The organism is Paenibacillus medicaginis (assembly GCF_042138635.1).
Taxonomy (GTDB): Bacteria; Bacillota; Bacilli; order Paenibacillales; family Paenibacillaceae; genus Paenibacillus; species Paenibacillus medicaginis.
The window spans coordinates 1-12,872 of record NZ_JBHIRY010000060.1; the positions used below are offsets into that span (position 1 = coordinate 1).

Annotated in this window: 9 protein-coding genes; all 9 read right to left on the reverse strand. The window is 48.1% G+C overall.

Going from position 1 to position 12,872, the window contains the following annotated elements; translation table 11 throughout:
* Positions 1–500: RHS repeat domain-containing protein (locus tag ACE5LO_RS27260; RefSeq protein ID WP_375523056.1), on the reverse strand; the 500-nt coding region annotated here is incomplete at its 3' end.
* Between the two features lie 295 nt (positions 501–795).
* On the reverse strand, positions 796–1,419 hold the full coding sequence (locus ACE5LO_RS27265; protein WP_375523057.1) for a hypothetical protein: 624 nt from the start codon (positions 1,417–1,419) through the stop codon (positions 796–798).
* A 113-nt stretch (positions 1,420–1,532) separates the two neighbouring features.
* Entirely contained in the window at positions 1,533–2,708 is a 1,176-nt protein-coding gene (locus tag ACE5LO_RS27270; protein ID WP_375523058.1) for an RHS repeat domain-containing protein, read from the reverse strand.
* Positions 2,705–2,851 carry a hypothetical protein gene (locus ACE5LO_RS27275; protein WP_375523059.1) on the reverse strand — a complete coding sequence of 49 codons (147 nt, stop codon included), beginning with the start codon at positions 2,849–2,851 and terminating at the stop codon, positions 2,705–2,707. The genes ACE5LO_RS27270 and ACE5LO_RS27275 overlap by 4 nt, the downstream gene beginning before the upstream one ends.
* A gap of 184 nt (positions 2,852–3,035) precedes the next feature.
* Positions 3,036–3,419 carry a hypothetical protein gene (locus ACE5LO_RS27280; RefSeq protein ID WP_375523060.1) on the reverse strand — a complete coding sequence of 128 codons (384 nt, stop codon included), beginning with the start codon at positions 3,417–3,419 and terminating at the stop codon, positions 3,036–3,038.
* 15 nt (positions 3,420–3,434) lie between these two features.
* On the reverse strand, positions 3,435–4,019 hold the full coding sequence (locus ACE5LO_RS27285; RefSeq protein ID WP_375523061.1) for a hypothetical protein: 585 nt from the start codon (positions 4,017–4,019) through the stop codon (positions 3,435–3,437).
* 204 nt (positions 4,020–4,223) lie between these two features.
* Positions 4,224–4,772: a hypothetical protein gene (locus ACE5LO_RS27290; RefSeq protein ID WP_375523062.1), complete on the reverse strand. Its 549-nt coding sequence runs from the start codon at positions 4,770–4,772 to the stop codon at positions 4,224–4,226.
* A gap of 13 nt (positions 4,773–4,785) precedes the next feature.
* Complete coding sequence (locus tag ACE5LO_RS27295; protein ID WP_375523063.1) at positions 4,786–10,215, reverse strand: polymorphic toxin-type HINT domain-containing protein; 5,430 nt, start codon at positions 10,213–10,215, stop codon at positions 4,786–4,788.
* A 59-nt stretch (positions 10,216–10,274) separates the two neighbouring features.
* Positions 10,275–12,872, reverse strand: a 2,598-nt coding sequence (locus ACE5LO_RS27300) for a hypothetical protein (protein WP_375523064.1), incomplete at its 5' end; no start/stop codon positions are given.

Below are 12,872 nucleotides of genomic sequence, written 5' to 3' on the forward strand. Positions count from 1 at the left end.
TCTTCGTCATAGTAGTAGCGGGTCGTTTTGCCGTCTGCCGTGCGTTCGTACAGCAGGCCGTCTCCGTTATATGAGTAGGCGACTTCCTTGCCCTCGCCGTTTACTTTGGTCAAGCGGTTGATGGAGTCATAGGTGTACTCGGCGTTCTTCATGCCGAAGATTTTACCGCTGCCCATCTTGTCGCGGTTACCGTTGGCGTCGTAGTTGTAGACTTTGCTTTCCTCCGCCGCCATTTCGCTTGCTACCCGGTTCAGCGGATCGTAGCCGAACTGGCCGGCGCTGCCGTTCTGGGTGCGCTCAATAATGTTTTTACTGGCGTCGTACTCGTAGCCGAACTGCTGCAGTGCCGAGCCGTTTTGCTCCACGGACACACCGGACAGATCGTAACCGTTATAGTTGAAGCTGGTGCTCAATCCGCTGCTGCTCGTCTGGCGTTTCAGCAGACTGTTCGGAGTGTAATCAAAGGTCATGCGATCAAGTGGACCAGAAGCAGCCTGCAAGCTCATCCCTACGCTAAAACTAAGACCTTGAGGAGTTCTCACCCTCAAGGTCTTTGGCTTTAGATAAAATCAGAATAAGTATTTCAAAAAATGATTTTATCGTATCGTCTAATGTATGAGAATTGTATTTCCCCTACCTCCAATTCAATCCGGCTCACCATCTAATGGGTACATTCATTAGCAATATTACAATACGCTTAACATTCTTCTTTATTCCCTTTAATGAAACTAGAAATTAATATTTCGTTCAATTTAGCTTCCATTAACTTTAGATTTTAATCAGTGACATCTTCCTTCATTTCAACCCTATTGCTTTACCTGTACTAACATTGATCTCAAATCTCTCATTCGGTAAGGGGAAGTCTGTAGTGGTAGTTAGCATGTATATATCTTTTTTAGAAGTTGATTCAAGATTAACCCAATAGCGGTTATCGCCCAAAAAAAGTACCTTTATTTTATTTATTGGCATTTCTAGAGGAATACGTGTCTCTTTTGCTGTAGAGATATTTTTTAAATAGAGCCGAGCGTAGCTATTTTTTTGAAGGGCATTAATTAGTTCGAGCTTATATTCATAATCACCATCTGAGGTAACTTGCAGGTTATCAGCCGTTACGTGTTCAACTAACCAGCCAATGACGTTTACATTTTTGTATAGTATAGGACTTAGAAATATCATGCAGGCACTTATAAGCAAAATAAAAAGTATTCCCCGTCCTGATGAAGGCGACCAACCCTTTAGAAGAAGAACAGCCGATAAAACTACTAATAATAATGATGGTATCCCGATGTATACCAAAATTAACGTTGATATAAGGTCCATTCCCCTTTGAAAACCAGCAGTAGACCCTAGTATATACCATATTACAGCTGACAAATTGACAAACATCGCTACTATCCAAATTACCTTTATTAATTTCATCAAAAATTCACCTTCTTAAGTTTCTAACTTGCGAGCCACATACTGTAGCCCGCAAGCCAGAAGTGCTGAAGTTTTAAATCTTATATTTTTCAGTCAAAATATAATCATAATCTTTAAGGACGTTCATAAAAATCAGCTAGATACGGTGTAATATATTTCTTCCAGACATCAACATTTGAATGCATTACAGAATGCGATTTAATCGGTCCATAATTCTCCTTAAAATCAATCTTTATGTTTGCTGCATTTGTAAACGCTCGTCTAGCGTGTCCTAATAACCATGCACTTCCTCCATTTATTTGTATACCATCTTGCTCATTATAAACATGCAGATGTTGACCCACTCCATATTTTAAATAATAATCAAATTCTCTGACCGGAGTGGCAATGGTCACAAGTGTCTCTACATCAATGCCTTTCTCATGAAGCCCATTAGCAACTAGTATAGCAACATTCCCGCCATGGCTATGACCTATCAACCTGATTGGCTCGTCTGGATTCTGTTTCTTCCATTTGACTATTGAATTAATGATATCCTCTGCCGCTTCGTTCCTAGCTGGTTTACTATTCCCGCCCGTCCAACGTGGGTTTTCTACCTCCTCATCATATAACTCACCTATATATTTCTTAAACTCAGGCGTCCATGTATTTTCTGGATCTGTTACACTTTTAACAAGTTTTGTTCCATGTATTAGCCATATTTTATGCCCCGACGGGTCCGTGTAAATCAACGGATTATTATGCACATAGGTATACAGATTCAACGTTAACGGATCGGTAACCTCTCCTTGATACGTATCCTCGCCCATAAAGCGGCCTACACCTGGATCGTACCAACGGGCGCGCAGGTACTGTAGCCCTGTCGTGTCGTCCCAGCCGGAGTAGCGCAGCACGTTTGGTACGGTCTCCTGCTCCGTCAGCGGACCGCCCCAGATATCGTAGCTGTAGCTGTTCAGCACATTGCCTTCGCTGTCATTCAGACCCACCACATCGCCGTGGCCGTTCAGCTGGTAGTACTGCAGCGCTCCGGTCGCCTTGTCCTGTCTGGCCCAGATTTGGCCGGACAGATCGTAGATGTACACGTACGTCAGCGCCGGTGTGCCGCCTGTGACGTCCGCTTCGGCCATCAGCTTCGCTTCTTCGTCATAGTAGTAGCGGGTCGTTTTGCCGTCTGCCGTGCGTTCGTACAGCAGGCCGTCTCCGTTATATGAGTATGCGACTTCCTTGCCCTCGCCGTTTACTTTGGTCAAGCGGTTGATGGAGTCATAGGTGTACTCGGCGTTCTTCATACCGAAGATTTTGCCGCTGCCCATCTTGTCGCGGTTGCCGTTGGCGTCGTAGCTTCTGCTCTCGTTTGACGCTTCAGCAGGCTGTTCGGGGTGTAGACAAAGATCATGCGGTCGAGTGGACCTGACTCAGCCTGGATGCTCATCCTGCCGCTAAAAGAAAGACCCGAGGAATTATCATCCTCAAGGTCCCCGGTTTTAGATAAAATCAGATTTCAACCATAAAGCCTCTAATCTGCTATTACTAAAGTACTGCAATTGTAACTGTAGTAAACTCTACAACGGTTTCATCCTTGTTACGCTCAAGCATAGTATGAGAAGGACGCCTGGTTACAGTAACGATTTGAACATCTGTAAGATATTAGCCAATACCGTTTGGTCAGTAGTATATTTAAATTTCATACTCTGATCCTCGTGACTTCCTCCAATTCGCCCTAAAATACATATATGCCCTAACTTACCAATTTCAAAAACAACATGTGCATCCGAATCATAATCTTTTACAATGCACGAACCCTCTAACGATTTTAACATTTGGGAAAATGTTTCGACTATGCAGATGATATGCTCCTTTGGCATACAGAAGTTAGAGGCACCTGCAAACTCACCAGAACGTACCTTAATATTAAATGTGAAATAACCCTCAACAGTGTATAGATGTGTAACTTTCAATTCTTGGTTTTCCGAACTAATAAAGGAATTTTTATTCAGCATTTTTCTTTACTCCATTTATTTGAATTTAAAGTCGTCAAAAGCCCCTGTCTTGGCATTATAAACAAAGTGGATTTCTATGCCATTGACATTTTTGCTCATCTTAACCCAACCATCTTTCGAAAGCCACCTAGAATCAGTCATAGTAATTGATTTCAACTCCTTTGCACTGTTAAGAGGAACTGATAGCACCTCTTTCATTGCTAGCTGTTCATTCAGATTATTGGGTACTGTTCTCCCCGTTGATCCCCTACCCAATGCAACATCTTTATACATTTGAGTAAGTCCATCATCAAATTTTCCCGTTCCCTTAGATTTCCCCTTCGTACCACCATTGCCACCGATCATGCCGCCTGCAGCTATAGCAAGAACTTCAACATCTGTCCACTTCTGATACGCGCTTAAGAGCTGTTCTCTAGCCCAATCGGATTTACCAGCACTATTATTATAAGCACTCGTTCCCGTTAATAGGTCATATAGATAATTGTACTGGTTGGCTCCCCCAAAGATCGATGCAAAGTCGTATCGGTTCCGTATGAAGTCCTTATATACCTGATAATCCTTATTTTTGGTCGAATTCGATTTAACCCTGGCTTCATTCAATAAGACCCTAAGTTCTTGATAATCAAGCGTTTCAAAAGAATGTCCACTCGGGTCCACATAGATTAAAGGGTTATTACCAACACATGTATAAAATTTACTATTTTAGGGATTTAAAAACGTTCGGTAGTGGTATGACTTAAAGTCCACTGTAGTAAAAAAAGATACCCACCAAATAAACGGTGGGCGTTAAATTAAATTGAAATTTTATCTGTTGTAAGGATAGAAAGACGATGAATCTTCAAACAGACAATTATAAACACTAGGTGTGAATTCCTGTAATTCTAACACTATTCCAGGAACAGATTTAGTCAATACATCATCATCCAATAACTTATAATTTTTGTTACTTAGGAGTTGTCTCAACTTTTCGTCAAAATAATTATGATTCGTAAGAAACGGTATATTACTACTTAGTACAACGACCTTATTCTCCTTTTTTTCATATTTCAAATACTTTACCACCGCATATGGTGCAATCACTGACATCAGTACATCCACTCTATAAACATTCCCATTTTCAGAAATAAATTGATCAAATCCTTGACTACCGAAAGGAGAGTCAAGGTCGGATAAATTTACGCAAATACTAAAGCACTTTGAATAGTTAAAATCTGTCATATTCTCTATTTTATTACCCGCAAATAGTTCTCTAAAGTCCTGTAAATAATAATCTCTAGCAACATAGGATGATAAAAGAAACGATAGATCACTATTTTTATAGATGTTCTCTATGACTTTTAATACACTCTCCAATAGTCTCCCCTCCCTATTCAACCGGATAACCGTGAATATTGCCCTTACCGTCCATATGAACCTTTATTCTCACTGAACCGTTATCCCAAATTTTAACTGTACCGTCTGGCTTGACTATTGTACCATTCAGCCATGCCTTTTGAGTCAGTTCAATTCCATTCTGTCCTTCAGCCCACTGTGACTTACTAGATACATTGTTAGGATGCCCAGGCACATGTTTTCCTTGCTTCCCTGCATCAACAGATGGTGCTCCGGTCACAATAGATACTTTTCCTTGGCCTGGTAATCTGTCGCATGGTCCAATATTATGAACCCAAATGCCCAAGTCACTTACAAAATAGGTATGGAAATCAGCGACAGTAAAATTATAAACCTTAATCTTTTCTTCATGCTTAACAATCTTAATGTTGTCAATCTGCAAAGTATTTCCGTTGCTCTGCTGTAACCTATCCCCCTTCTGTAGATCTACCGCTAGCACCCAACCTCTACCTTCTACCCAAAACGGATGATTATCAGTAGTCTCAATGATTTGATCGCCGACAGTCAGTTCGTAAATGATTTCCTTATCATTTCGATATAGATGCGTGACCTCTTTGTAAGCAATTTCACCAGTCACTTCATTCTTGGAAAGAACTATATCTCCGATCTCAATGTCCTCAATATTCTTCTCCCCATCATCTGTTTGCACTTTCGTTCCTGCAGTGAAACAATTACACCCTGCTGTTGTTCTTCCTCTACCAGCAGACTTTCCAGTTCCTCCACCAACCATTGTACCAGCAGCTAAGGCAAGTACTTCAGCATCTGTCCAACTCTGATAAGCACTTAACAGTTGTTCTCTTGCCCAATCAGATTTGCCAGCACTATTATTATAAGCACTCGTTCCTGTTAACAAGTCATATAGATAATTGTACTGGTTGGCTCCTCCAAAAATCGATGCAAAGTCGTATCGGTTCCGTATGAAGTCCTTATATACCTGATAATCCTTATTTTTGGTCGAATTCGATTTAACACTGGCTTCATTCAATAAGATCCTAAGTTCTTGATAATCAAGCGTTTCAAAAGAATGTCCGCTCGGGTCCACATAAATTAGAGGGTTATTGCCCACATACGTATACAAATTCAAACTCAGTGGATCGGTTACCTCTCCCTGATACGTATCCTCACCCATGAAGCGGCCTACACCTGGGTCGTACCAGCGGGCACGCAGGTATTGCAGACCTGTCGTATCATCCCAATACTCGCCGGAGTAGCGCAGCACGTTCGGCACGGTCTCCTGCTTCGTCAGCGGTCCGCCCCAGATGTCGTAGCTGTAGCTGTTCAACACATTGCCTTCGCTGTCGTTCAGGCCTACTACATCGCCGTGGCCGTTCAGTTGATAGTACTGCAACGCGCCGATTGCCTTGTCCTGTCTGGCCCAGATTTGGCCAGACAGGTCGTAGATGTACACGTACGTCAGCGTCGGGGCGCCGCCTGTGACGTCCGCTTCGGCCATCAGCTTCGCTTCTTCGTCATAGTAGTAGCGGGTCGTTTTGCCTTCCACCGTGCGTTCGTACAGCAGGCCGTCTCCGTTATATGAGTAGGCGACTTCCTTGCCCTCGCCGTTTACCTTGGTCAAGCGGTTGATGGAGTCGTAGGTGTACTCGGCGTTTTTCATGCCGAAGATTTTACCGCTGCCCATCTTGTCGCGGTTGCCGTTGGCGTCGTAGTTGTAGATTTTACTTTCTTCCGCTGCCATTTCGCTTGCTACCCGGTTCAGCGGATCGTAACCGAATTGATCGGCGCTGCCGTTCTGGGTACGCTCAATCATATTCTTGCTTGCGTCGTACTCGTAGCCGAACTGCTGCAGTGCCGAGCCGTTTTGCTCCACGGATACGCCGGACAGATCGTAGCCGTCATAGTTGAAGCTGGTGCTCAATCCGCTGCTGCTCGTCTGGCGTTTCAGCAGACTGTTCGGAGTGTAATCAAAGGTCATGCGATCAAGTGGACCAGAAGCAGCCTGCAGGCTCATCCCGCCTCCACCCGTGCTGACCTCCATCTCCGTAACCCGGTTCATGCTGTCCAGCTCCGCCTCTACGGTAGTCGAACCACCTTGTGGATCGGTCAGGGTGTAACCGGTCCGGGACTGAGTGTTATACGTGTAGCTGATCTCCGTTCCATCTGGATACGTTAAACCGGTCAAGAAGCCGTTGTCTTCATTGTACGAATACGCTGTCGTCCCATGAGCATCCGTCATGCTGGTTCGACGGCCTGCGCTGTCGTACGTATAACCTGTCGTAAAGTCCGGACCAGTCATCTTCGTCAGCATGTTGTCATCGTTATACTCAAACCGGATGTTCTGCGAATTACTTGTATACATGCTCGTGACGTTACCGCGCGTATCATAAGAATTCGTCGTTGAGGTGCCGGAAGCCTTGCGGTTATACGTGCGGCGACCCAAATCATCATAGTTATACAGGCTTTGCTGGCCGTCCGCATAGGTCACCATCGTCAGATTGCCGCCCAGGTTGTATTCATAACGGGTGGTCTGACTGCCCGGATCGGTAACGGAAGTCACCTGGCCGAGCGTATCATATTGATATGCAGTGCGCTGTCCATTGCCGTCCGTCCGGCTTGTGACCATGCCCGCCAGATTATAGGTTACAGATTCCAGCGGCTGGAATGAACCGTCTCTGTACTCCTGTACCGATGTGACCTGTCCAAGCAAGTCTGTAACCTGGCGCTGACGGTTGCCTGCCGGGTCCGTGTAGGTCACGTTACGTCCGGCATCGTCGTACACCGTGCTGTCGCTGGTGCCATCCGGATAGCTGCTCTTGATCTGACGGCCAAAAGCGTCGTAGCTGTAGCGGGTGACCGCGTGCTCGGCGTCGATGCTTTCCGCAAGATTGCCGTACTCATCGTAACTGTAGCCGTAGATGGCATCCGCTGTCTGTTCCTGGACAAGCTGGCCGAGCGGGTTGTACAGTCTTTCCGTACGGATACCGTCTGGTCCGATCATCGTGACGTCATTCGTAGCGTCGTGATACGTGACCGTAGTCTGGGTTCCGTCGCTGTGCGTGATGCTTGTAATCCGTCCAAGCGCATCGTATACATAGGATTCAGCCCGTCCGGAAGCATCCTTTTTCGATTTCAGCTCCCCTGTAGGATAATAATCGTAGGTATAGGATACACCCTCTGCCAGCGTCTGGCTCGTAACGAGCTGGGAGCCGTAGGAGGAACCGAATTTGTTGGTAATATACGAAGTTGTAAACTCATCCATTTTGATTTGCTGACCGGACATATTGCCCTGGCTGTTATACAGATAGTTCACATCAGACAGCAGTTTTCCGCCGCTGGAGCCCTCATATTGGCTGACATCGGTCAGGCTGCCTTGCGTATTATAGCCATTCACAGTGGTGAGAGACTGGCTGTCGCTGACCTTCGCCGTCATCCGTTCCGGCAGCACCCAGAAATGCCCGCCGCTGGATGGTTCATAGGCATATTCGATTCTTTGCCCCGTACTGAGCGTCTGGCTTAAAGGCATGCCGTATTCATTATAAGTATAACCTGTCGTAAGCGTCCCGCCGGATGCTCCGTTCCCGCTTTGGGTTTCATCAATCTGTACCGGCAGGTTCCATGCTGCATCCGCAGCATAGGTATAGTTAACTTTGTAGCTGGTTGAACCGCCCTGCTGGCTATAGGAAGACAGATATACCCGATCCGGGATGTTGTCTGCTGCGAAGGTTTGCTCAAAACGGAAGGTCTCCGTCACCTGCGCTCCGGCTGCGGTGGTTGTCCATCCTGTGTCGGTGCCATAGCTGTTCAGATCCTCGCCGGAATACGTGTAGTTCACCTGATTCAGGGTTCTGTCCCCGGCGGTTGTGCTGTACAAATCCGCCCGTGAGCTGACTTTATACACCGTCGCGGTACCGTATTCCCCTGCCTGCTTCACATCTGACTGGTACTGGATATCCGTCATGGAAGAAGTCGGCCGCACGATCCGGGTTAACAACGCAGTTGTGTTGACTCCCGCTTCTCCCAAATTACCTGCCGCATCCGCAACCAGATGAAATGGTGCTACAATGATGTTGTATGTGTAGCGCGTACTGCGGGACAGCGGGTCCATAACCTCGGAAAGCACCTTCTCCTCAGCAGCGCCAACCGTCACATATGTGTATACATGCTCTGTCCCCGTCTCCTGCACCGTTACCCGGTCGCTGCCGTAGGTAAAGGACAGTTCACGTCCGTCGTTGTTGCGGATCGAGCTAATTTTTTTGTCTGATTCCGCCCCTGAATAGCTGAATTCAACCCGATTGCCGTAATTGTCCGCAATCAGGATCAGGAAGCCCTGCCCATCCAGAAAATAGTGATATCCGTTTAATTCCTGCACCAGATAGGCGCTGTTCACACCATTGACTGTTTCGCTGGAATCGTCGGATACCTTCAGGTCATTCCAGACATAACCGGCAAGCTCGTTATCTTCTGTTAATTCATAGGTGCCTGTACCCGGAAAATAGATATGCCGCTGTCCATCCTGCTCCTGAATGTAAGGCAGGTCCCAGCCCCAGCCACGGCCGAGACCGGAAGAGGCACTTTCCCGGCGTTCGCTTGCCGCATTGATGTATGTGCCGTCCGCCTGCTGGACAACCCCTGGCTGGCCGCCGGCGCTGCCGCTGTCATACACACGCGTGAGGGCAAACGGCAACGAGCCAGGCAGCACAAAATCAGTGCTTTGCACAAACAGGCTGCCTGCGGATGCCGACACTCCGTTATCTCCGTAGTTCTGCGTATACAGACCTGACTCATCCCGCAAACGGCTGTGTGTTACACCCGCCAAATCCGCCGGACTGTAGACGGCATCCAGCACGGCCAGAGACTGCCCGGGAAGCAGGCCTGCCCCGGCCTGCGGGCTGTATACCACATCTGTTACTGAATCGCCGATAGGCGCTTCTTCTTTAACAGTATCCGTTGGGGGATTACTTACATTCATTCCCTCTTTCAAAGCTTCCTCTTTTGAAGTGTTCCCTTCCGTAGCGCCGACCACCGGGGAAGTGCCTTTCTCTACAGGTATTTCCTCACCCGAAGCCTTCTCTACTGGTACTTTCCCGCCCGAAGCTTCCTCTGTGGCTGCTGGTGCTGTCGCAGCCTCTTCCGCCGCCATAGCTGCCCCAGTGTCTTCCGCCGGTTCAGCCACCATGACCCGTGCTGCGTTCAGATCGTCAGCCAGTGCCGAATCGGCGCTGCCGCTTTGTACCGCCTTGTAGATTTCATACAAGGTATAGCCTTTATCCAACTGCTTGTTCAGCCAGGCGTCATCCTTACCGGTCTGCTCCTTAAGCCAGGACAGCGTAATAATCTGCGGAGAAGAAGCCGCAGCTTCCTCCCGCTCATTGTCTGCATAGGCCAATGCTCCAAAATTGCCGAGCAGCACAGCCATACACAGAATCACAATCAGACTTCTTTTCAACACAGAATCACCTCAAACCGTATTTTTAAGCCGCTAAGTAAACATCCTCAACTATCAGCCTAATCGATAAAAGGAAAGACCTTCTTCGTCCGTTTGCTGACATTGCCGTTCCTGTCGTACTCAAACCAGATTTCATCACCTGTGTACAAAATGGTTTTCAGGAGCTGATTCCCTTTGCCATATTCGTAAGAAGTATCGGTCCCTGTCGGCATCAACGCCGCTTTAATGACCGTCTGCAGGGCTTTTCCGTTCTGCTCTTCGAGCTTCACATAGATGGTCTGTCCGGCTGTAAGCTCCTGCTCAACAACCGTATAGTCCCAGCCGTAAATCTGCTCTACAGAAGATGAAGTGACAAGCAGCTCCGTCATGTCCGCATTGGAATAGAGGGACAATACTGGCACCTGATCATAATTGGCGCTCTCCTTGACTGTGAAGCGGTATTTTCCGGCAGCCTGGGCTGTAAATCTGTACAGACCTTTTTCGCCAGCTGGGAAATCTGCCACCTTCTCCACCTGCTCAATCAGCTCTTCCCAATCCCCGCCGATCACTTCCTGCAGTGTAAAGACACGATACGGAGCGCCAAATGTAATTCCTGTTCCGGCAGCCGTAAGCTGGATGGACGCTTTTCCCGGAATGGTCTGTTCGGCGCTGACGCCGTTTTCCTCGCGGATCACCTGCCCGGCGGCATCCTTCAACACATATTGGTACAGCCCACCGGTTGCGGCTGCATTGTTCACAAGCGGTGCAGGATGCTCGCTCTTACTTGTATAGATCACCTGTCCGCCTTGAGACAGAGAGGCTTTCAGCAACGCAGGCTCCGTGCTCGGTTCAGCTGTTACCTGCTGATTAAAGCTGAAAGTAACTGCTGAAGAAGACGTTACCGTTACGATCAGAACCTGTCCCACAGCAAGAGAAATGCTGGTCTGAGCCGCATCCAGCTGCGCAAGGTCAGCTTGCTCAACTCCTCCGGTGTTCGTCCCGTAGGTCGCATAATCAAAATACCGCTCTCCCGTTGCCCCGTTCATGGTCACTGCTGCCGCCGCAGTGCCGGTCAGCGTGAATTTATAGCTTTCGCCCTGGTTTACCGTGACTTGTGTCGTCTCGCCTGCTTCAACAGGTCCAACCTGGAACAGACGGTAGACCGCGCCAATGGCAATCGGCACATCCGAGGAGTTCGTCATGACGGCTTTGCCGCCAGCCTGTACTAACGGGAGCTGCGTTGTATCCGCGCCGCTGCTGTACTCGGAACCGTCCGCACGGTAATTGACATAGCTCCAGCGTGCCCCGGACGCCATCTCCCCGCGTTCCAGCGCCTTGGCTGCTCCACTGATATTCGTAAATTGATAGCTCTCTCCCGGATTCAATGTAATCCGATGGAAGGCAGGCTCTGTGCTCGGCTCCGGCTTCAGATTGACCGCGTACGTAAACGTAATCGGTGAATCGGATATGTTCGTGACGATGCTTTCCCCGCCGGCCGGAATATTCGGGCTAGAGCTGGTCCCAAAGCCGTCAAAGAAACGGGAACCGTCCGCCTCATAGGTCGCATAATCAATTTCCGCATCCAGCTCCGCCCCATTATGGTCAGGTCCTGCTGTGTCGGACCCGGTATTCGTAAAGCGGTAGGATTCACCTGGTTGGAGGGTCAGCTTCTGAATTCCGTCACCCGGACTTCCATCTCCCTTAAACACTCGGTAAATGCCTCCGAAGGTGACCGGATTGGCGGAAACCGCAGTGACTACCGTTCTTTCTCCGGCTCTGACCAGCGGTTCGGTGAGGGTATCCGGATTTTGCGTGCGCACATTGCCGTCCACATCATAGGTGACATAGCTGAATCTGCGGCCCGAGGATGGTGTCGCGTCACTATCCAGACTCTCGGATTCCACGCTTATGTTGGTATAAGCGAAGCTCTCTCCCTGCTGAAGGGTTACACGCAGATAGGCAGGCTCCGTGCTTGGCTGAACCGTGAAATCGTCCGTGTAGTCGAACACGACCGGCTGACTTCCGGTGACCGTGACAACTGCTTCTCCACCTGCAGGCACCATCGGATTCGTGGTCTTGTTCATGCCGTCCGTACCCAAGCTGCCGTCCGCCTTGTACATGACATAATCAAACAAGCTGCCAGCTTCTTTGGCATTATTGTTAATCGGGTTGTTCAGGGAACCGTTATTGTTGAAAATATACGATTCACCCGGCTGTATCGTAATTTTGCTGATCGACTCATTGGGACGACCCAAGCCTTTAAAGGATGTATAAATGGCACCCATAGACACCGGAGTATCCGATGCGCCCGTTACGGACACTTTATTGTTCGGATACACAAGCGGCTCTACCGTTCTGTTCTCACCGCGCGAACGCTCTGTGCCGTCTTCGTAATAGGTTACATAGTCAAAGGTGCGGGCAGGATTGGATGTTTTGGCGTCACTATCGAGACTCTCGCTCTCCCCGCTGATATTCACGAACTCGTAGCTCTCGCCCCGCCCTAGTACGATGCGTATGTAGGCCGGCTCGCTGCTTTCTTCAACCGAGAAATCATCGGTATAATCGAATGTAATCGGCACATCGTTTACGATAGCAACGACAGTCACAATGGCATAACCCCCGGCTGGTATGGTCGGGTCTGTATCCTTGTTAAATCCGTCCGTATGCACCGATCCATC